Origin of the sequence: Sphingobium indicum BiD32, from assembly GCF_000382885.1 — a bacterium.
GTDB classification, from domain to species: domain Bacteria; phylum Pseudomonadota; class Alphaproteobacteria; order Sphingomonadales; family Sphingomonadaceae; genus Sphingobium; species Sphingobium japonicum_C.
In genome coordinates this window covers 1-20,166 of the sequence record NZ_CAVK010000064.1, presented here as the reverse complement: position 1 = coordinate 20,166, position 20,166 = coordinate 1, and the positions used below count along the sequence as shown (strand labels likewise).

17 protein-coding genes are annotated in these 20,166 nt (G+C 62.3%); 10 read left to right on the top strand and 7 right to left on the bottom strand.

Going from position 1 to position 20,166, the window contains the following annotated elements:
* Positions 1-65 precede the first annotated feature (65 nt).
* The 5 genes from EBBID32_RS07115 to EBBID32_RS07095 all read right to left on the bottom strand — a co-directional run bounded on the left by EBBID32_RS07115 (position 66) and on the right by EBBID32_RS07095 (position 6,535).
* A complete protein-coding gene (locus EBBID32_RS07115; protein WP_051093298.1) occupies positions 66-1,346 on the bottom strand; it encodes a M20/M25/M40 family metallo-hydrolase in 1,281 nt (426 codons plus the stop codon).
* Positions 1,347-1,375: 29 nt separating this feature from the next.
* Positions 1,376-1,921, bottom strand: a complete 546-nt coding sequence (locus tag EBBID32_RS07110) for a glutathione peroxidase (RefSeq protein WP_006953150.1) — start codon at positions 1,919-1,921, stop codon at positions 1,376-1,378.
* Between the two features lie 39 nt (positions 1,922-1,960).
* Positions 1,961-2,668: a VIT1/CCC1 transporter family protein gene (locus tag EBBID32_RS07105; protein ID WP_006953149.1), complete on the bottom strand. Its 708-nt coding sequence runs from the start codon at positions 2,666-2,668 to the stop codon at positions 1,961-1,963.
* A gap of 106 nt (positions 2,669-2,774) precedes the next feature.
* A complete protein-coding gene (locus EBBID32_RS07100) occupies positions 2,775-4,160 on the bottom strand; it encodes an alginate O-acetyltransferase AlgX-related protein (protein ID WP_006953148.1) in 1,386 nt (461 codons plus the stop codon).
* A gap of 593 nt (positions 4,161-4,753) precedes the next feature.
* On the bottom strand, positions 4,754-6,535 hold the full coding sequence (locus EBBID32_RS07095; protein ID WP_006953147.1) for an ABC-F family ATP-binding cassette domain-containing protein: 1,782 nt from the start codon (positions 6,533-6,535) through the stop codon (positions 4,754-4,756).
* A gap of 251 nt (positions 6,536-6,786) precedes the next feature.
* Between EBBID32_RS07095 and EBBID32_RS07090 the strand changes: the two genes are divergently transcribed.
* Positions 6,787-7,518 (top strand): SIMPL domain-containing protein, encoded by a 732-nt coding sequence (locus EBBID32_RS07090; RefSeq protein WP_006953145.1) that lies wholly within the window; start codon positions 6,787-6,789, stop codon positions 7,516-7,518.
* A gap of 3 nt (positions 7,519-7,521) precedes the next feature.
* On the opposite strand, the gene EBBID32_RS07085 is transcribed toward EBBID32_RS07090, so the two are convergent.
* A complete protein-coding gene (locus EBBID32_RS07085; RefSeq protein ID WP_037489421.1) occupies positions 7,522-9,015 on the bottom strand; it encodes a DUF389 domain-containing protein in 1,494 nt (497 codons plus the stop codon).
* 70 nt (positions 9,016-9,085) lie between these two features.
* On the opposite strand from EBBID32_RS07085, the gene EBBID32_RS07080 reads away from it, so the two are divergent.
* The 5 genes from EBBID32_RS07080 (at position 9,086) to EBBID32_RS07060 (ending at position 13,182) form a co-directional block, all read left to right on the top strand.
* Complete coding sequence (locus EBBID32_RS07080) at positions 9,086-9,424, top strand: hypothetical protein (protein WP_037489441.1); 339 nt, start codon at positions 9,086-9,088, stop codon at positions 9,422-9,424.
* A 34-nt stretch (positions 9,425-9,458) separates the two neighbouring features.
* Positions 9,459-10,124, top strand: coding sequence for a response regulator transcription factor (locus EBBID32_RS07075; protein ID WP_006953141.1), 666 nt, complete (start codon positions 9,459-9,461; stop codon positions 10,122-10,124).
* 171 nt (positions 10,125-10,295) lie between these two features.
* Positions 10,296-11,600 (top strand): sensor histidine kinase, encoded by a 1,305-nt coding sequence (locus tag EBBID32_RS07070; protein WP_037489438.1) that lies wholly within the window; start codon positions 10,296-10,298, stop codon positions 11,598-11,600.
* 178 nt (positions 11,601-11,778) lie between these two features.
* On the top strand, positions 11,779-12,132 hold the full coding sequence (locus EBBID32_RS07065; protein WP_006953137.1) for a YbaN family protein: 354 nt from the start codon (positions 11,779-11,781) through the stop codon (positions 12,130-12,132).
* A gap of 537 nt (positions 12,133-12,669) precedes the next feature.
* Positions 12,670-13,182, top strand: a complete 513-nt coding sequence (locus EBBID32_RS07060) for a DUF6386 family protein (RefSeq protein ID WP_051093297.1) — start codon at positions 12,670-12,672, stop codon at positions 13,180-13,182.
* 371 nt (positions 13,183-13,553) lie between these two features.
* On the opposite strand, the gene EBBID32_RS07055 is transcribed toward EBBID32_RS07060, so the two are convergent.
* Positions 13,554-14,015 carry an SH3 domain-containing protein gene (locus EBBID32_RS07055; protein ID WP_006953134.1) on the bottom strand — a complete coding sequence of 154 codons (462 nt, stop codon included), beginning with the start codon at positions 14,013-14,015 and terminating at the stop codon, positions 13,554-13,556.
* Between the two features lie 138 nt (positions 14,016-14,153).
* On the opposite strand from EBBID32_RS07055, the gene EBBID32_RS07050 reads away from it, so the two are divergent.
* The 4 genes from EBBID32_RS07050 to EBBID32_RS07035 all read left to right on the top strand — a co-directional run bounded on the left by EBBID32_RS07050 (position 14,154) and on the right by EBBID32_RS07035 (position 20,105).
* The gene (locus EBBID32_RS07050; protein WP_037489431.1) at positions 14,154-15,152 is read left to right on the top strand and encodes a 2-hydroxyacid dehydrogenase; all 999 of its coding nucleotides are present in this window, start codon (positions 14,154-14,156) and stop codon (positions 15,150-15,152) included.
* A 4-nt stretch (positions 15,153-15,156) separates the two neighbouring features.
* Positions 15,157-15,360: a DUF5818 domain-containing protein gene (locus tag EBBID32_RS07045; protein ID WP_006953131.1), complete on the top strand. Its 204-nt coding sequence runs from the start codon at positions 15,157-15,159 to the stop codon at positions 15,358-15,360.
* A 51-nt stretch (positions 15,361-15,411) separates the two neighbouring features.
* Entirely contained in the window at positions 15,412-17,178 is a 1,767-nt protein-coding gene (locus tag EBBID32_RS07040; RefSeq protein ID WP_006953129.1) for a DUF885 domain-containing protein, read from the top strand.
* Positions 17,179-17,342: 164 nt separating this feature from the next.
* Complete coding sequence (locus EBBID32_RS07035; protein WP_006953127.1) at positions 17,343-20,105, top strand: bifunctional aconitate hydratase 2/2-methylisocitrate dehydratase; 2,763 nt, start codon at positions 17,343-17,345, stop codon at positions 20,103-20,105.
* Positions 20,106-20,166: the final 61 nt, after the last annotated feature.

The following is a 20,166-nucleotide window of genomic DNA, read 5'->3' as shown; positions in this document are numbered from 1 at the left end:
GACTGGGTTCCCGCCTGCGCGGGAACACGCTCCTCTACTATCCCAAGCAGCGGAGCACGCACCCCCTATTTCCGCCCCTTCTCTCCCGCCAGCCGGCTCATCAATATCGCCGCGCGCTTGGCCTGGCGTTTCATGCTCGACAGGTCGGCCTGTTCCGCCGGGCTATGGTCGCCGCTCGACGTCACGCCCAGCCCCACCAGCCCGTCCACATCCTGCGCGACGAAGCTGATATCGCCCGCCCCGCGCTTCAACGGATCAAGCTCCGGCATCGCCGCCAGCCCCAGATCGGCATTGATCCCGTTCAGCTTCGCCAGCAGCGCGCGATTGCCCGCTGTCGGCGCCATCGACGGATAGCCCATGTCGAACGCGATACTTGCCGACGTACCGGGCAGATGCCCCGCGCCAACGATCGCCTGCATCTTGGCTCGCACCCGTGCCGTCTGATCCTCGCTCAGCGTGCGGAAATCGCCCTTCGCCACCGCAACCGGCGGGATGATATTGGTCTTGCCCGTCACCGCGATCCGCACGCCATCCTTGTCCAGGTCCGCGCTCTGCCCGCCGCCGATCAGCCCGACATTGAAGGTCAGGTTCGGTTCGGGCAGCTCCTTGCGAAACGCCACGATGATCCGCGCCAGTTCATAGACCGCGCCATCGCCCGCACTGGCGGAGAAAATGCCTGAACTATGCCCCGACTTGCCGGTCGCGGTCAGCGTCCAGCTATTGGAGGATCGCCGGGCGATCGACCCCATATCCTTGCCATCCTCCTGGCTCAGCCCCTCAAAATCCAGCGCCACATCGGCGCGCTTGCCAGCGGCGATCAGGTCGGCCCGCGCGATGCCGATCGGATCGCCCGAATCCTCCTCGTCCCCGGTCAGCACTATCTCGATATTGGCGCCTTTCAGCGTCCCCGCCGCCTGCATGGCTTTCAATGCCAGCAGCATCGTCACCACGCCGCCCTTGTCATCGGCCACGCCCGGCCCGCGCGCCAGATCACCCTTGCGCTCGAATGTCTGGAACGGCGAATCCGGCTCGAACACCGTATCCAGATGCCCGATCAGCAGCATCTTCGTGGCTCCAGCCTTCCCCTTATGCACCGCGATCAGATGCCCGGCCCGCTTGGCCGCATCCATCGGCTGCCATGTCACGACAAAGCCCAGCGCCTCGAACTGCGGGCGCAGCATGTCGGCCACCGCCTTCACGCCCGCAAAATTCATCGAACCGCTATTCTGGTTCACGAGCCTTTCGAGCAGGCCGATCGCGGGTTCATAGCCCGCCTCGACGCTGGTGGTGATCGTGCGTTCGGCGGGCGACAGCGCCGCCCCGGCGGGCACCCCCGCCATCAGCATCACGCCCGCGATCAGACCTGCCCGCACCCTCACTTGGCCAGTTCCGCCTCGATCGCGGCTACCAGCGCCGCGTCGTCAGGGGCGGTCGTCGGCGCAAAGCGCGCTGCCACGCTGCCATCCTTGGCAATCAGGAACTTCTCGAAATTCCAAAGCACTTCCGGCGCCGGATTGGGGGTCATGCCATAGCCTTTGAGCTTCTCGCGGAACGCATCGCCCTCGCCCTGTGCTTCCGGCACGGCGCTGGTCAGCGCGGCATAGAGCGGATGCTTGTCCGGCCCGGTGACGACGATCTTCTCGAACATGGGAAAATCGACGCCGAAATTGGTGGTGCAGAAGGTCGCGATCTCGTCATTCGTTCCCGGTTCCTGCGCACCGAAATCATTGGCCGGGAAGCCCGCGACCACCAGCCCCTTGTCCTTATAATCGGCGAACAGCTTTTCCAGCCCTTCATATTGCGGGGTCAGGCCGCATTTGGACGCGACATTGACTGCCAGAACGACCTTGCCCGCATAATCGGCCAGGCTCGTGTCCGCGCCCTTGATCGTCTTGAGCGGAATTTGCTGAATATCGGTCATATTATCGTCTCCTTGAATCACGTTGCGTAAACCCTGCCACTATATCGCCGCGCCGAACAGATGGCCCGCGCCTGCCGTCACCGCCATCGCCAAAGCGCCCCAGAACAAGGTTCGGCTGATCGACCGGATCACCCGCGCCCCGCCCAGCCGTGCGCCGACATAGCCCAGCAGCGCCAGACAGAGCAGGCACAGGCCAACGATCGCGATGATCGCGCTTTGCGCAGGCACGATGGCCGCGACCAGCACCGGCGGCGCAGCGCCCGCGGCAAAGCTCGCCGCCGACGCCAGCGCCGCCTGCACCGGCCGCGCCGTTGCCATATCGGAAATGCCCAGTTCGTCGCGCGCATGCGCACCCAGCGCATCGGCGGCCATCAACTGTCGCGCCACCTGCCCCGCCAGATCGGATGTCAGGCCGCGTTCGACATAGATGTCGCGCAATTCGGCCCATTCCTCGTCCGGCTGCGCGGCCAGTGCATGACGCTCCTTGGCCAGATCGGCGCGTTCCGTGTCCGACTGCGCGCTGACGGAAACATATTCCCCCGCCGCCATCGACATCGCGCCCGCCACCAGCGCCGCGATCCCGGTCAGCAATATCGTCTGCCCATCCGCCCCTGATGCCGCGATCCCGGTCATCAGGCTGGCGGTGGACACGATCCCGTCATTGGCCCCCAGCACCGTCGCGCGCAGCCAGCCGACCCGGTTCACATAATGAACGGCATGGTGCGGCTGGTCGATTGCGGTGTCCATTTATTTCCCTTTTCTGACCTAAGCCATCCAGCCGCTCGTTTCGCGCAAAGGCGCGCTTTCCACCAGCCATGCCCCTGCACAAGCAAGCGCAGTGCACACATTGGGATCAGCAGCGCGTCAGTTTTGCTCTTGCGACAGCTTGCCCCTGAAGCCGGGGGCGTAGGGTGACGGAAAATATATTAAGCTCCCCGGAAATCTCCACAGGGTCCAATCTCAGGCTGGTGACTGGTCTGTCAGGCAACTCAAATTCGACGCGGTTGAAGCCGGGAGACAAGCGATATCGAATGGATCGTTCTTCTGTGAATTTCGCTTCTCCCTCTTCGCCAAAAGAGAAAAATACCTGCGCATCCGTTTCCGCAGAAGACGTGATCTCCACGTCCATAAACCCAATATTATCGGCATAGTCCAGAGCGAATTCTATCTGCGGATCGCTACCATGCGACCAGAATAAAGTGCGATTTTCCGCAGCCAACTGATCATTGCACCGACCATGTCCTATGCCATCAAAATACACGTTGATACCCGGACATCTTACAATCCAGTCTTTATAAACCTTCGGAAAATCTTTCCATGACAGCTGCGCTCGAAGAGCTTCCGCGAAAGGGGGCGACACAGGATAATTTGCATCGCCATATTTTGTCATGAGGACGCTATATCCATCCCTGTCCGACGGAACATAAGATAGATATCGTTCAACACCAGACGTCACGACGAAGTCAGGACTGAACATATTGAATATATCATTCTGAAAGTTCGGACTTCTTACATATATGACATCTGAAAATAGATAAGAAAAAATCGGCAAAGTTTCTTTGATGAAGCTATCGCCTACAAGCAATAATCTTTTATCGAATTTTGCAAATTTATTACATGAAATTTCTATATTATTGGTATTCCCTGGTAGAGCATGCAGATTATCAAAGCTGAGCGCGGTTCTCGTTGCAATCTTCTCAGGCCACAGATCGCTGATGCCCAGCATGGTGGCAAGATCACCGGTAATGTCTAAAGTTTCATAAGGAGCAGCCCCCGCAAAATCAGAATCCAGCCCAAATTTCTTCAGAATTTCATCGACAATGAATTTTGCACCGTCATAAGATATATGCGTATCGAGCTTTTTAAACGGATCACTCTTCTCTTTGATATCCCTATAAAATTCCACCGGATACATTATATTACTGCGAAATTCATCATCCACTCTTGGATGATAATGGGTCATATATATGCTATCTATATTATTCCTCATATTTTCATCTAGTTTTTCATCATAAACCAACGCTTTGGAAGGAAAAATTACATGAAGATACGGAATATTTCTGGCACTCAAAAAACTCGATCGTGATTTTATATTTTCAGCCAGATTATTGATGCTTTCATCGCTCGGAATTTTTGCGCCAGTCAGATAATCAAATTCATCTTGATCACCAGAAAATAAAAACAACCAGCCATCATTTCCAATTAGAACGTTACTCAATACGTCACCAGACTGTGGCATTGTTATTCGCTCCTGAAATATATCATCGATTTTCTATGTATTACATAGTTGACCCATCGACGCTGCACATGGCTTCAAGGTGGACGCTAATCTTTTCATTGCCTGTCATCAACCCATGGAAATGCGTACCATAGAATGGAAATATACATAATAATTTCATATATTTATGATCTTGACCGTAGGCGGCAGCCATAACTCTATTGCGCCGATTTGGACGAGGTGGAGGCAATATCGGCCAGCTTCGCATCATATAGCGTCACAGCAGATCGATATGTTTGCTGGAGCATGGCTCTATCAGCGCTTGACGAGCATCTGCCTTCATAGCTTCGCTGATATGTAAGTTCATATGAGGACCAGGATGACTTGGAAGTTGGTAGGTCACCGGACCGCGCCTGCTGGCTAACAAACCGCGAGCGTCCCGTCCGCACCAATGCACCTGTAACCATATCATGCGAACTACGCCGCTATCGGGACAATACCCATGGGCGCTACCGCAAGCTTCAAAGCCGCACGCTGTGTCAGGACCGCTCTGCCCTTCGGCCGTTCCTTCAATCTCGCCACGGCCACTTGGCTTCCAAAATCACGAACGGAACCTACCGCGCCAACCCTTCCGCCTTCTCCGCCAGTTCCAGCCAGCGCATTTCCGCCGCTTCTTTCTCCGCCCGCGCCTTCTCGATCGCGCCGGTCAAAGCATCAAACCGCTTGCGATCCCGCGTATAAAGCGCCGGGTCCGCCAGCGCTTCCTCATCGCGCGCAATCGCCGCTTCCAGTTCCTCGACCCGCTTGGGCAGCAGTTCCAGATCGCGCTGGTCCTTATAGCTGAGCTTCGCCGACACGGGCTTTGGCGGCGGCGGCGCGGCGACCGCCTTCTTCTCCGTCTTTGCCGCCTTGCGCGGGTCACGCTTGGCGATCCAGTCGGCATAGCCGCCCACGATCACATCGACCACACCACTACCGTCCAGCCCCAGCGTGACCGTCACCGTCCGGTCCAGAAAATCGCGGTCATGGCTGACGATCAGCACCGTGCCGTCATAATCGGCAATCACTTCCTGCAACAGGTCGAGCGTTTCCAGGTCGAGGTCGTTGGTCGGCTCGTCCAGCACCAGCAGGTTGGATTCGCGCGCAAATTCCCGCGCGAACAACAGCCGCGACCGCTCACCGCCCGACAAGGTCGCCACCTTCGCCTCGGCCAGCGACGGGTCGAACAGAAAATCCTTGAGGTAACCATGGACATGCTTGCGCACCCCCTGCACGTCGATCCAGTCGCCGCCCTCGGCCAGCACTTCGCGCACCGTCTTGTCGCCCTGCATCAGGCTGCGCTGCTGGTCGATGAAGATCATGTCCAGCGTTTTGGCCTGGCTCACCGTGCCGCTATCGGGCTGCAACTCGCCGGTCAGCAGCTTGAGCAAGGTCGTCTTGCCCGCGCCATTGCCGCCGACAATGCCGATCCGGTCGCCGCGCTGGACGCGCAGCGACAGATTGTCGATGATCGTCCGGTCCCCGAACATCTTGGTCGCATGTTCGACCTTGATGACGCTCTTGGTCTTGCTGTCGTCGCTGGCCACCGCGATCTTCGCGACACCCTGCGGCCCGTTCATCGCCGCGCGCGTCTCGCGCATTTCCCACAGCTTGGCGAGCCGCCCCTGATTGCGCTTGCGCCGCGCGGTAACGCCGCGCTCCAGCCAGTGCGCCTCGATCTTCAGCTTCGCGTCCAGCTTCTCCGCCGCCCGCGCCTCTTCGGCATAGACCGCTTCCATCCATTGCTCGAACCCGCCAAAGCCGATCTCGTTGCGCCGCATCTGTCCCCGGTCCAGCCACAAAGTCTGGCGCGTCAGCCGGGTCAGGAACGCCCGGTCATGGCTGATGACGATGAAGCCGCCATTGTAGCGCGCCAGCCAATTCTCCAGCCAGTCGATCGCGGCAATGTCCAGATGGTTGGTCGGCTCGTCCAGCAACAGCAGGTCCGGCTCACTCGCCAGCGCCCGCGCAATCGCCGCCCGCCGCCGCTCGCCACCACTGGCTGTTTTTGCCTCGCGCGACAGGTCGATGCCCAACTGGTCGGCAATCGCCTCCACCTCATGGGGCGCTGGCGCAAATTCGCCCGCCAGCGCGAAATCGTGCAGCGTCGCGAACGCACTGACGTCCGGATCCTGCTCCAGCGTGATGATCCGCGCGCCCGGCTGCACCGACCTTGTGCCTTCATCCGCTTCGATCTGCCCGCCCAGCAGCTTGAGCAAGGTCGTCTTGCCCACGCCATTGCGCCCGATCAGCGCCAGCCGGTCGCGCGCGCCGACATGAATATCCATCCCGCGAAACAGCCAGTGACTGCCCTGCGAGAGGCCGAGATTTTCAAACGAAAGAAGAGGTGCTGCCATGCGCGTGCAGCTAGTCGTAAGATCACGATGGGGCAAGTATATCCTCCCCGGCACGGGGAGGTGGCGCGCGTAGCGCGTCGGAGGGGGTGTTCGGGCGCGCACCCCCTCCACCACCACCTTCGGCGGCGGTCCCCCTCCCCGTGCCGGGGAGGAATGGAACCACAACCTGTCTGACGGCTTTCAACGCATGTCAGCGTCCGTTCATCGCAGCCGTCACAAATTGGCGGCATCCCAACCGGAGAATTCCCTTCATGAAATCCGCCCTCGCCCTCATGGCGCTCGCCGCTTCGTCGCTGCCGATGGCCGCCATCGCCCAGACCAGCGTGACCATCGCCGAAACCGCGCCGGTCGTGACCCTGAACGTCACCGAAAGCGTCGAGGGCTCGCCCGACATCGCCACCGTCGGCACCGGCGTCCAGACCCGCGCCCCGACCGCGCAGGCCGCGATGCAGGACAATGCCGTCAAGACCGAGAGACTGATCGCCGCGCTCGCCAAAGCCGGGATCGCCAAGAAGGATATCCAGACCAGCGGCATCAACCTGTCGGCGCAATATGACTATAACAACCGGGAAGGCGAACCCGCCGGCCCACGCTTCATCGGCTATGAAGCCTCGAACCAGCTGTCGGTGAAGCTGCGCGACATCAGGAAGGTCGGCACCCTGCTCGACGCCATGGTCACAGCGGGCGCAACCAACATCAACGGCCCCAGCTTCGCCATCAACAATCCCGCACCGATGCTGGCGCAGGCGCGCGGCGCAGCGCTGAAAAGCGCCAAGGCCCAGGCCGATTTCTACGCCCAGGCGGCAGGCTACCGCGCCGCCCGCCTCCTCTCCATCGCCGAAAGCAACAGCGGCGGCCAGCCGCCCATGCCGATGATGAAAAGCACCCGCTTCGTCGCCGATTCCGCGGCCGCCACCCCGGTCGAACCCGGCCATGTCAGCGCATCGGTCACGCTTACGGTGCAATACGCACTGGAACGTTAAGTCCTATTCCTCCACCCGCCAGCGCAGCACCGCCCGGTCCGCGCTGGCCCCCGTCACGATCCGCGCGTCGATACCCCGGTCGGTAAAGCGCTTGAGCAGCGCGTCATGCCCGGTCCCGCGCACCGCCACGTCCACGGCGATGCCAACCCGCTGCGCCGCCCAAAGCGCCAGCGCCAGCTGGTCGGGGTCGCCCGGCACATCCTCCTCGTCGATCGCCAGAACCGGCAATGGCAGGATGGGCGGCGCGATCTCTATGGTCCAGCCCGGCGTCATGGCCGCGGCACGCTGCTCCAGTTCGCGATAGCTGGCCAATCCTGCGTCCGGCAGCGGCCTTGCGCGCACCACGGCGCGCTTGTTGCCGGTGTCCACCGTTACCGCATCCATGGCGACGCCCGCGACCAGCGCCAGATGCTCCGTCATCCGCGCGACCTGCCCCTGCACCTCCCGCCGCACATTTTGCGTCGCCAGCAATTGCGCGGTTTCGGTGTCCGTGCCTTCGCCCACGCGGATCTGCTCGATGTCCAGTACCACGGGCTGGCCCAGCACGTCCGTCAGGATGCGCGACGCGCGCGCCGAAGCATTTTTTTCATAACGGCTGGTCAGCACGCTGGCGGTGACGGCCAATGGCTGCGCATCGAAATCCAGGTCGATCTGGCTGATCCGGGCATCGTCCGGAAATTCCCGGCGTATGATGTCGCGCGCGTCGCGCGACGCGCGCGCTTCCCAGGCGATCTTTTGCAACGACAGCCCCAGCGGCACGGCCAGCGTCACGAAAATCACGATGATGAAACTTGTCTGCACCCAGCTTTGGCGCGGCGACAGCGTCCGCCCGAAACCATAGAGGCGGGCCATGATCCCCACCGCCAGGGCGATCGTCACGAAATTGGTGAAGAACAGCAGGAAAGCGCCCCCCGCGACGGTCCCGTTGAGCGTCGCCAGGCCAAAGCCGACAGTCGCCAGCGGCGGCATCAGCGCGGTGGCGATGGCCACACCCACGATCGTCCCCGCCTTTCCCCGGATCATCGCATAGGCGCCGGCCAGCGCCGAAAACAGCGCCACCATCAGGTCGAACAGATTGGGCCGGGTCCGTGCCGCGATCTCGCTTGTCACGGTCTGCAATGGCGACAGCAGCACGATGAAGGCGGTAAACAATATCGCCACCGCAGCCCCGCCCGCCAGGGTCGTCAGGGTTCGCCTGATTTCCTGCGAATCCGTCGTGGCCAGCGCGAAGCCCAAACCCACAATCGGCCCCATGAGCGGGGAAATCAGCATTGCGCCGATCACGACCGCCGGGGATGACAGCAACAGTCCCAGCACCGCAATGCCCGCCGACATCAGGATCATGAACGCATAGCGCGGCGTCCATCCATCATCCTCGCGCACCCGGTCGACCACGCTTTCATGGTCGATTTCGCGGATCACATGGCTACGCCACCATCGCGGCACGGCACGCCATAAAGGTGGATCGACGACGGACGCTTCATCTTGCATGGCCATATGAAGGCGGCATAAAGCAGGATGTTCCCGCGTGCCAGCCTGCAACGCGGCTTCATTCACCACCTGTTCAATGCCTTCCACCTATGCCATGCCCATGACAATGACGCGCAAAAGCCTGATCGCCGGACTCATCGCCATGGGGGCCGCCATTACGCTGGTCCCGGTTGCCGACGCAGGCGGACGACGCGACGAACAGGACGCGGCGCGCCGCGCCATGCTCGACGGTCAGGTCATGCCCTTCGCCATGATCAAGCGCCGGGTCGATTCCCAGATGAACGGGGCCAGCTATGTCGGCAGCGAATTCAATCCCTCGTCCAACCGCTATCGCCTGAAATATGTGAAGGATGGCAAGGTCATGTGGGTTGATGCGGACGGCCGGACAGGCGATATCATCGGCTGGGCGCGCTGACCGCGCCTGACACAGAATAGAAACGGACACGCCCATGCGCCTGCTGATCGTCGAGGATGAACCGAGTCTGGGCCAGCAGCTCAGGAACACGCTGGAGGGCGCGGGCTATGCCGTCGATCTCGCCACCGATGGTGAGGACGGGCATTTCCTCGGCTCAACCGAAAATTACGACGCGGTCGTGCTCGACCTCGGCCTCCCCACCATCGACGGCCTGACCGTGCTGGACCGCTGGCGCAAGGAAGGCCGCGCCTTCCCCGTGCTGGTGCTGACCGCGCGCGACAGCTGGTCGGACAAGGTGGCCGGGCTGGACGCCGGGGCCGACGACTATCTCGCCAAGCCTTTCCAGTCCGAAGAACTTATCGCCCGCCTGCGCGCGCTCATCCGCCGCGCGTCGGGTAATGCGTCGAGCGAACTGACGGCGGGCGACGTCCGCCTAGACACCCGTTCGGGCAAGGTGACGCTCAGCGGCGATCCGGTGAAACTCACCGCGCAAGAATATAAATTGCTGTCCTACCTGCTCCATCACAAGGGCAAGGTGGTCAGCCGCACCGAACTGATCGAACATATTTACGATCAGGATTTCGACCGCGATTCCAACACGATCGAAGTGTTCGTGACGCGCATCCGCAAGAAACTGGGCGCCGACGTCATCACCACCATCCGCGGCCTTGGCTACAGCCTAGACGAGCCGGGGCGGTAAGCAGCCTTTCACCCTATCCCGTTCGGGCTGAGCCTGTCGAAGCCCTGCACTTTCTTAAGAAGGACGGCCCTTCGACAAGCTTAGGGCGAACGGATATGGGAAGAGTCTGAAAATATGACCGATCCCGCCACCCCTCCCCCCGTCCGCTCCACCGGCTCCATCAGCCGCCGGATGATCGGCATTGCCGCGCTATGGATCAGCGTGCTGCTGGTCGGCGGCGGCGTGGCGCTGGACCGGGTGCTGAGCGACGCGATCACCCGCAATTTCGACGACGGCATGAATTATGTGCTGACCGCGATGATCGCCGCGTCGGAAATCGGGCCGGACGGCGAAGTCCTCTTCAACCGCGAACTGGCCGACCAGCGTTTCCTCGAACCCAATAGCGGCCTCTATTATCAGGTCAGCGCGAAGGGGCATGAGGACTGGCGATCGCGCTCTTTATGGGACCGCGCGATCAAGGTGCCCCCCGACCATCATGACCGCCACCTCCACGTCTATGACAGCAAGCAATTCCCCGGCGAGGATTTGCGCATCATGGAACGCACCGTCGTTCTGCCCGGATCGAACACGCGCTGGATGTTCATCGTGGGTCAGGCGCGCGAGGGGCTGAACGCCCAGATCCGCACGCTGCGCACCACATTGGTGCAAAGCTTCGCCCTGCTCGCAATCGGCCTGTTCGTGCTGGCGACGCTCCAGACCTTTTATGGCCTGCGTCCCCTGCGCAAGGTACGGCTGGAAATCATCCGTATGCGCGATGGTCTCAAAAGCCGCGTCACCGAACCCATGCCCGCCGAAGTCCTGCCCATGGTCGAGGAACTGAACGCCCTCCTCGCCCACAATGAACGCCAGGCAGAGGAAGCGCGCACCCATGCGGGCAATCTCGCCCATGCGCTCAAGACCCCGCTGACCGTCATCATGAACGCCGCCACCGCGCAAGCGCCCGACCTTGGCGAAACCGTGATCCGCGAAGCCACCACCATGCGGCGGCAGGTCGATCATCACCTCGCCCGCGCCCGCGCCGTCGGCAGGCGAGGTGCCGCACAAAGCCGCGCCGACGTCTGGGCCAGCCTCACCGCCGTCGAACGCGCCGTCGCCCGCCTCTATTCCCACGCCCGCGTCGACATGGACGGGGACAAGGACGCCGCCGTCCGGGTCGAGCGGCAGGATCTCGACGAAATGCTCGGCAACCTCGTCGAAAACGCCGCCAAATATGGCGGCGGCAGCGTATTCGCCACCGTCGGCCGCGCTGGCACCATGGTCGAGATACTCGTCGAGGATGACGGCACCGGCATCCCCCCCGAAGAGCGCACCCGCATCTTCGACCGCGGCGTCCGCCTCGATTCCGGCAAACCCGGCACCGGCCTCGGCCTCGCCATCGTCCGCGACGTCGCCGAAATCTACGGCGGCACCGTCACCCTGGAAGAAAGCGAGGATCTCGGCGGCCTCCTCGTGCGCCTGAGACTGCCAGCCGCCTAAAACCCCTTCTCCCCACGGGGGAGAAGGATAAGAAGCCTTGGCCGCACAGCGGCTTAGGCGAAGTTGGAAGAGGGGGGCACAACGCCAATGGCGCGCGCACCCTCCACCCTTGCCATCCACCCCCGCACCTGCGAAGCAATAGCATCGCTACCACCCCACCGGCCCGAACAGGAACCCCATGCGGCGGCACCTCTACCTCATCGCCGGTTTCGCGTCGCTCGGCCTCGGCGCCATCGGCGCATTCCTGCCGCTGCTCCCCACCGTCCCCTTCATGATCCTCGCCGCCTTCTGCTTCGCCCGCTCCAGCCCGGCGCTGGAGGCAAAGTTGCTCGACCACCAACATTTCGGCCCCCACATCCGCCGCTGGCGGACAAGCGGCGCAATCAGCCGCCGCGGCAAGAAAGCCGCCCTCGCCGCCTTCACCTTCAGCGCCACCCTCGCCCTCTTCCTCTCCCCCTGGCCCTGGTATCTGATCCCGATCACCGCCGCCCTGATCGGCGGCACCTGGATCTGGACCCGCCCGGAAGCGTGAGGGCCATCGGCAAAAGAAGAAGGCCGGACATCCCCACCCCGTCATCCCGGACTTGATCCTGGATCCATTCACGCAAGGCTGGCGATTGAGCGCAAACGCAGAGCCAATGGATCCTGACGTTCGTCAGGATGACGAACCATAAGCCCCCACCCTTCTCCCCATGGGGGAGAAGGATACAAAGCCTTACCGAACGCAGTGAGGTTAGGCGAAGTTGGAAGAGGGGGAAAGACGCTGGCGGCGCGGGCCATCGAAAGGTCATCACCCCACCTTCGTCACCCCGGACTTGATCCGGGGTCCCGCCTTTTTCTCGCTTCCAAAGAAAAGCGGGATGCCGGGTCAAGCCCGGCATGACGAAGAGGATTGGAAATGAACGACCATTCTTGGTCACTCCGTTATATCATCCGCATCCCTGAAACCCGCCACTCATTCAGATGGCAAGTCGAAGGCTGAACGACCAACTCTGGTAGTAAGCGGAAGGGCAGCTTTGCCTAGCTCCGAAGATCGCCGTGCGATACATCTACGCGAAACTGGGAGGGCATGATGGGTCTTTTGCGGCGCTGGTTCGGTAAAAGGTATGAAAGACCCGATGACACCGAGGACGTATTTTCCGCTAATCTGCAGCCAAAATCCGGCATTTACACCAGCACTAGCACCATAGTCGTTTACGATTTGGGAGCGCTGAAGCACCGGCTTGATGACGATGTGGATTGGTGGGCCGATCCGGCGGAAGAGTTAGTTGAAATAAACCGACGAAACCTGATGATCGTCGGGCTCGGAGGTGACGGATTTTATGATCTGGACGTCGTCAATGAGGACGGTTTTGCTCGGAGGTATTCGCTGTCTTTTCCCAGCGGTCGCGTCTTCATAGGTCCGGGAGAGATGCTGACGGGCGGAGGAGATGAACCAGCCCCCCAGCATGGGGGCATGTTTCTCGACTTCGAGCCCGGCGATTATACCGTCGGCATAGAACGGATAGATGAACGCCTGCGGATCAGCATCACCCGCGCCATTGCGTTCGAGAATATGGTGACGGAGCCAATCCACATTTGATGTCCGCTAGAGGGCGATTGTTACCGAACGATTTTTCTCCGCGCAGCGTCAGCTATCGCCGACCATCTCCTCCAAACCGGACTGTCTCAAATCCACCCTAGCCAGACATACGCCCAGGCCCGACACCCAACACCACCTGTCCTACACCCCCGCCGCCTGCTACACTCGCGCCCGGCTCTTTCCCATCGTCCACCCCAGCCCCCCAGCGCCACACCCGCGCAAACTTGGCGCAAATCCCCCAAGCGCGACATGGGCGAAGTTTGCGAAGTTTCGCGCCGCCCGCAACCACCGCCCCGCGCAACATCCCATCTCCAGCACGCACGAAAATATCACGATCACCGGGAAATATGCGAAGTTAAGCCCCGCAAATCCTATTTATCCGTCGCGCCCCACACATCCTGCGCCTTCACATAGCCCCGCTGGCCCTTCACATCGAAGCTGCACCAGCCACCCGAACAGTCGGACAGGCGCCCCACCACGCCCTTCTGCGCGCGAAACAGCGTCCGCGCGCCATCGCTGGCCGATTCGCGCATCGGCGCTTCGGCGGCGCGCACCACCCCGGTCGGGGTATCGCTCAGCAGCCGGACATGCATCCACCCCTGCGCGCCGTCCGGGTCCTCGACCTTGCGCCACAGGCCCAGCACCTGCACCACCTTCACCGGCAGGTCGCGGCGGCGGTAGATCCAGTTGGACGGGTAATCCAGGCTTGGCCCGACCCGCATCCGCGCCTCCGGCTGCGAAATCGAGGCCCAGTAAGGCACCGGCTTGCCCGCCGCGATCACCGCGCCGCCCGCCGCGCCCAGCGCAATCACCACGCCCGCGCCCAGCATCATACGCTTCATGCCAGACCTGTTTCCCATGTCACCCATGGCCTTCCCATAGCCGCTGCGTCGCCCCCGCGACAACTGCTGTCTTGCCCGATCCGCCATAAGCGCTTGACCGATGGCGCGGCCAAGCATAGCGGCCTTGGCATGGCCAAGAAGCAGCGCCCTGCCAAGCCGCGCGTCATCGTCACGCGACGCCTGCCCCCCAATGTGGAGGCGCGCATGGCCGAACTGTTCGACGCCAGCTTCAATGTCGGTGATCAGCCGATGAGCCGCACCGAACTCGCCCGCGCCATGGCGCAATGCGACGTGCTGGTGCCGACGATCAATGATCAGATCGACGCCCCGCTGATCGCCGCCGCGCCCGACCGGCTGCAACTCATCGCCAGCTTCGGCAGTGGCGTCGATCATATCGACCTGACCGCCGCCCGCGCCAGAGGCATCATCGTCACCAATACGCCCGGCGTCCTGACCGAAGATACCGCCGACATGACGATGGCGCTGATCCTGTCGGTCCCCCGCCGCCTGGCCGAGGGCGAGAAGCTGGTGCGCAGCGGCGAGTGGCGCGGCTGGAGCCCGTCAGGGATGCTGGGCCACCGCATCGGCGGCAAAAAGCTTGGCATTATCGGCATGGGGCGTATTGGTCGTGCTGTTGCCCGCCGCGCCCGCGCCTTTGGCCTGACCATCGCCTATCACAACCGCCACCGCCTGCCGTTCGAGGTGGAGCAGGAACTGGAGGCCGAATGGATCGGCGACGTGGACGGCCTGCTCGCCGCCTGCGACATCGTGTCGATCCACTGCCCGCTCAACGCCGATACGCGCGGCTTGATCGACGCCCGGCGGATCGCGCTGATGCGCCCCGACGCCTATCTCATCAACACCTCGCGCGCCGAAATCACCGACGAAGCCGCGCTGATCGCCGCGCTGGACGAAGGCCGGATCGCGGGTGCAGGGCTGGACGTCTATACCCACGAACCGGCGGTCGATCCGCGCCTCTTCTCCCTCGCCAACGTCGTGCTGCTGCCCCATATGGGGTCCGCCACCTTCGAGGGCCGCGACGCCACCGGCGCCCGCGTCATCGCCAATATCCGCAGCTGGGTCGATGGCCACCGCCCGCCCAATCAGGTGCTGGAAGGCTGGGTCTGACCCCGTGACCGATATTGGCGCAGCGGTGGACGAAACCGGGCGACTGATCCGCGACGCCGCCGGTTTCCTGCTCCAGCGTGATCTGGGCGGCAGCTACCGGCTGGTGCTGCTGCGTGTACCCGTCGATCTGGTCGAAAAGCGGGTGCGGGTGCGCGGTTTCCACGCCGGCGACGGCATCGTCGAAGCGGACGGCGTCGCCCCGGCCTGATCCCCCCTGATTTTCTTGCCAAACGGGCCGGGACGCGCGATCCCTTGCCCCATGCGCAAGATCATCGCCCTCCTCCTCGCCCCCCTCATCGCCACCGCCACCCCCGCTCTGGCGCAGGCGCAAACGCCCCATGACGCCCTGACCGGGGTGATGGACGATCATTGGCGCTGGTGGCTATCGGTCCATCCGGTCGAGGCCACCGCGCGCGGCGTGCGCGACTATGACGACCGCATCTACGACATTTCGCTGGCCGGCCGCGCCGCGCAGATCAGGGCGGAGCAGGCCTTCGTCGCCCGGCTCGACGCGATCGCCGACACCGGCCTCGACGCCACCGACCGGGCCAACCGCGCGGTGCTTCTGTGGATGCTGCGCGACGATATATCCGGGGAAGCGCACCCCGCCGAACGGCTGATGCTGTTCACGACCTATTATGGCTGGCATCAGGGCTTTGCCAGCATGGCCGATGGCCTGCCCTTCTACAATCGCGCCGACTATGACAGCTATTTGAAGCGCCTCTCGCTCTACCCGCAGCAAAATGGCGATGCCCTCGCCATCACGCGGCAGGCAATCAGGGGCGGCTACGTCCAGCCCTGCTCGGTCCTTGGCAAATATGCCGCCACCATCAGCGGCATCGTCGCGGGCAAAGCGGAGGAAACCCGCTTCTACGAACCCTTCACCCGCACCAGACCCCGCGACATCAGCGATGCTGACTGGACCGCAATGCAGGCCCGCGCCGCCACCCTGATCCGCGATGTGGTCGCGCCTGAATATGGCAAATGGCACGACCTGTTCGTGAAGGACTATATGCCCGCCTGCCGCAAGAGCGACAGCGCCTCCACGCTTCCGGGCGGCGCGGCCTGGTATGCCAGCCGGGTCCGCGCCCACACCACCACCGACCTCACTCCCGATCAGATCCACGCCATCGGCCTGTCCGAAGTCACCCGCATCCGCGCCCGCATGGATGAAGTCGCGGCCAAGGCAGGCTATCCCAGCCGCGCCGCCTTCATCACGCATCTGCGCACCGATCCCAGCTACTACGCCAAGACGCCGGAACAATTGCTGCAAGTCGCCGCGCGTCAGGCCAAGGCGATCGACGGCCTGCTGCCCCGCTATTTCGGGACCCTGCCGCGCCTGCCCTATGGCCTGAAACCCATCCCCGCCGCCGAAGCCGAAGGGACGACGACCGCCTATTATATGCCCGGATCGCCGGAGAGCGGCATTGCGGGCACCTATTTCGTCAACACGTCGAAACTCGACCAGCGCCCCTTTTGGGAACTGCCCGCGCTGACCGCCCATGAAGCGGTGCCCGGCCATCACAGCCAGATCGCGCTGCAACAGGAACTCCCCCTGCCCCCGTTCCGCAAATATCTGGCGGGCTTTACCGCCTATGTCGAAGGCTGGGCGCTCTACACCGAATATCTGGGGGAGGAGATGGGTCTCTACGACAGGCCTGAAAAGATGATGGGCCGCCTGTCCTACGAAATGTGGCGCGCCTGCCGACTGGTCGTCGATACCGGCATCCATGCCAAGGGTTGGGACAAGGCCCGCGCGGTTGCCTTCATGAAGGATAACAGCGCGCTGTCGGACGCCAATATCGACGCGGAGGTCAACCGCTATATCAGCTGGCCGGGACAGGCGCTGGGCTACAAGCTGGGCGAGATCAAAATCCGCGAACTGCGGGCGAAGGCGGAAAGCGCACTCGGCCCGAAATTCGACCTGCGCGCCTTCCACGACGCGGTACTGGCGCAGGGGGCCGTGCCGCTGACGGTGCTGGACAGCCAGATCAACGCCTGGATCGCCGCGCAACAGGCGCACTGACCGGTTCCCATCAACGTGCGGAATGTCATTTTTTGCTGCGCTGCGGCGACTTGCCAATTCGCGTCGGTTCAACTACCGGGGGCCAACAGCTCCCCAGACCGGGCATAAAGTCGGCAAGTGGCGCTGCGCGTCGACTCCGTGCACTTTATGACGTTGGGATAGAGATGAGCATTTACCTGGATTATCTGGCCGAAATCGACAACCGCAAGACTCAGGGACTTGCGCCCAAGCCGATCGACGACGGGGTTCTGCTCAGCGAAATCATCGCCATCATTCAGGATACGGCTAGCGAACATCGCGCCGATGCATTGAAATTCTTCATTTACAATACGCTGCCCGGCACCACGAGCGCCGCAGGCGCCAAGGCCGCGTTCCTCAAGCAGATCATCCTGGGCGAAGTGACCGTCCCGGAAATCACCCCGGCCTTCGCGCTCGAACTGCTCAGCCACATGAAGGGCGGCCCCTCGATCGGCGTGCTGCTGGACATCGCGCTCGGCGATGACGCCGCGATCGCCGTCCAGGCGGGCGACGTCCTCAAGACCCAATTCTTCCTCTACGACGCCGATATGTTCCGCCTGCGCGACGCCTATCTGGCGGGCAACCCGGTCGCCAAGGACGTGCTGGAAAGCTATGCCCAGGCCGAATTCTTCACCAAGCTCCCCGATGTCGAAGATGAGATCAAGGTCGTCACCTACATAGCGGGCGAAGGCGATATCTCGACCGACCTTCTGTCGCCGGGCAATCAGGCCCACTCCCGCTCCGACCGCGAACTGCACGGCCTGTGCATGATGACGCCGCAAGCGCAGCAGGAAATCGTGGCATTGAAGGCCCAGCACCCCGACAAGCGCGTCATGCTGATCGCCGAAAAGGGCACGATGGGCGTCGGCTCCTCGCGCATGTCGGGCGTCAACAATGTGGCGCTGTGGACCGGCAAACAGTCCAGCCCCTATGTGCCCTTCGTCAACTATGCCCCGGTCGTCGGCGGCACCAACGGCATCTCGCCCATCTTCGCGACCACCGTGGACGTGACCGGCGGCATCGGCATCAACCTGAAAAACTGGGTCAAGATGACCGGCCCCGATGGCAAGCCGATCCTCAATAATGACGGCAATCCGGTATTGGAGGAAAAATTCTCGGTCGCGACCGGCACGGTTCTCAAGATCGACGTCAAGAACCGGAAACTGACAGACGAGGCCGGCAACGAGCTGGTCGATATCGCATCCGCCTTCACCCCGCAGAAAATGGAATTCATGAAGGCGGGCAGCAGCTACGCCATCGTGTTCGGCAAAAAGCTCCAGACCTTCGCGGCTGAAACGCTCGGCGTCGAAGCGCCTTTGGTGTTCGCACCGAACAAGGAAATCTCGGTCGAGGGTCAGGGACTTACCGCTGTTGAAAAAATCTTCAACCGCAACGCCGTGGGCGTCGCGCCGGGCAAGGTGCTGCATGCGGGATCGGACGTCCGCGTCACGGTGAACATCGTCGGGTCGCAGGACACGACCGGCCTTATGACCGCGCAGGAACTCGAAGCGATGGCGGCCACCGTCATTTCGCCGCTGGTCGATGGCGCCTATCAGTCGGGTTGCCACACCGCGTCGGTCTGGGACAAGAAGGCGCAGGCCAACATCCCCAAGCTCATGTCCTTCATGAACAATTTTGGCCTCATCACCGCGCGCGACCCCAAGGGCCGCTATCATGCGATGACGGACGTGATCCACAAGGTGCTGAACGACATCACCGTGGACGATTGGGCGATCATCATCGGCGGCGACAGCCATACCCGCATGTCGAAGGGCGTGGCCTTCGGCGCGGACTCCGGCACGGTTGCGCTGGCGCTGGCGACGGGCGAGGCGACCATGCCGATCCCGCAGTCGGTCAAGGTCACCTTCAAGGGCCAGATGCTGCCCTATATGGACTTCCGCGACGTGGTCCACGCAACCCAGGCGCAGATGCTCGCCCAGTTCGGCGAAAATGTGTTCCAGGGTCGCATCATCGAAGTCCATATCGGCACGCTGCTGGCCGATCAGGCCTTCACCTTCACCGACTGGACGGCCGAGATGAAGGCCAAGGCGTCGATCTGCATCTCGCAGGACGAAACGCTGATCGAATCGCTGGAAATCGCCAAGTCGCGCATCCAGATCATGATCGACAAGGGCATGGAAAATGCCGCCGGTACGCTGCACAGCCTGATTGCCAAGGCGGATGCGCGCATCGCCGAAATCCGTTCGGGCGTAAAGCCCGCGCTGGCCCCCGACCCCAACGCCAAATATTTTGCCGAGGTCGTGGTCGATCTCGACCTGATCAACGAACCGATGATCGCCGACCCGGACGTCAACAATGCCGACGTGTCGAAGCGCTACACCCACGACACGATCCGCCCCGTCTCCTATTATGGCGGCACGAAGAAGGTCGATCTGGGCTTCATCGGTTCGTGCATGGTGCATAAGGGCGACATGAAGATCCTGGCCCAGATGCTCAAGAATATCGAAGCCAGCGAAGGCAAGGTCGAGTTCAAGGCGCCGCTGGTCGTCGCTCCGCCCACCTATAATATCGTCGATGAACTGAAGGCCGAGGGCGATTGGGACGTGCTCAAGAAATATGCCGGGTTCGAGTTTGACGACGTCCAGCCCAAGAGCGCAGCCCGCACCAGTTACGAAAACACCCTCTATCTGGAACGTCCGGGCTGCAACCTGTGCATGGGCAATCAGGAAAAGGCCGCCAAGGGCGACACCGTCATGGCCACCTCCACCCGCCTGTTCCAGGGCCGCGTCGTGGAGGATACGGAAGAGAAAAAGGGTGAATCACTGCTCGCCTCGACCCCGGTTGTGGTGCTGTCGTCCATTCTCGGCCGCACGCCCAGCATGGACGAATATAAGAGCGCAGTCGTGGGCATCGACCTGACCAAGTTCGCGCCGCCCGTCGCCCACTGATAGACAATCTCCCCTGCAAGGGGAGGTGTCATTGCGTAGCGATGACGGAGGGGTGTCACCC

Excerpts from the sequence above, each read along its gene's own strand:
- EBBID32_RS07115 (WP_051093298.1), bottom strand. The coding sequence starts at position 1,346 with ATGCTGATGGCGGGGGTGCCCGCCGGGGCGGCGCTGTCGCCCGCCGAA.
- EBBID32_RS07110 (WP_006953150.1), bottom strand. The coding sequence starts at position 1,921 with ATGACCGATATTCAGCAAATTCCGCTCAAGACGATCAAGGGCGCGGAC.
- EBBID32_RS07105 (WP_006953149.1), bottom strand. The coding sequence starts at position 2,668 with ATGGACACCGCAATCGACCAGCCGCACCATGCCGTTCATTATGTGAAC.
- EBBID32_RS07100 (WP_006953148.1), bottom strand. The coding sequence starts at position 4,160 with ATGCCACAGTCTGGTGACGTATTGAGTAACGTTCTAATTGGAAATGAT.
- EBBID32_RS07095 (WP_006953147.1), bottom strand. The coding sequence starts at position 6,535 with ATGGCAGCACCTCTTCTTTCGTTTGAAAATCTCGGCCTCTCGCAGGGC.
- EBBID32_RS07090 (WP_006953145.1), top strand. The coding sequence starts at position 6,787 with ATGAAATCCGCCCTCGCCCTCATGGCGCTCGCCGCTTCGTCGCTGCCG.
- EBBID32_RS07085 (WP_037489421.1), bottom strand. The coding sequence starts at position 9,015 with ATGGCCATGCAAGATGAAGCGTCCGTCGTCGATCCACCTTTATGGCGT.
- EBBID32_RS07080 (WP_037489441.1), top strand. The coding sequence starts at position 9,086 with ATGCCTTCCACCTATGCCATGCCCATGACAATGACGCGCAAAAGCCTG.
- EBBID32_RS07075 (WP_006953141.1), top strand. The coding sequence starts at position 9,459 with ATGCGCCTGCTGATCGTCGAGGATGAACCGAGTCTGGGCCAGCAGCTC.
- EBBID32_RS07070 (WP_037489438.1), top strand. The coding sequence starts at position 10,296 with ATGATCGGCATTGCCGCGCTATGGATCAGCGTGCTGCTGGTCGGCGGC.
- EBBID32_RS07065 (WP_006953137.1), top strand. The coding sequence starts at position 11,779 with ATGCGGCGGCACCTCTACCTCATCGCCGGTTTCGCGTCGCTCGGCCTC.
- EBBID32_RS07060 (WP_051093297.1), top strand. The coding sequence starts at position 12,670 with ATGATGGGTCTTTTGCGGCGCTGGTTCGGTAAAAGGTATGAAAGACCC.
- EBBID32_RS07055 (WP_006953134.1), bottom strand. The coding sequence starts at position 14,015 with ATGATGCTGGGCGCGGGCGTGGTGATTGCGCTGGGCGCGGCGGGCGGC.
- EBBID32_RS07050 (WP_037489431.1), top strand. The coding sequence starts at position 14,154 with ATGGCCAAGAAGCAGCGCCCTGCCAAGCCGCGCGTCATCGTCACGCGA.
- EBBID32_RS07040 (WP_006953129.1), top strand. The coding sequence starts at position 15,412 with ATGCGCAAGATCATCGCCCTCCTCCTCGCCCCCCTCATCGCCACCGCC.
- EBBID32_RS07035 (WP_006953127.1), top strand. The coding sequence starts at position 17,343 with ATGAGCATTTACCTGGATTATCTGGCCGAAATCGACAACCGCAAGACT.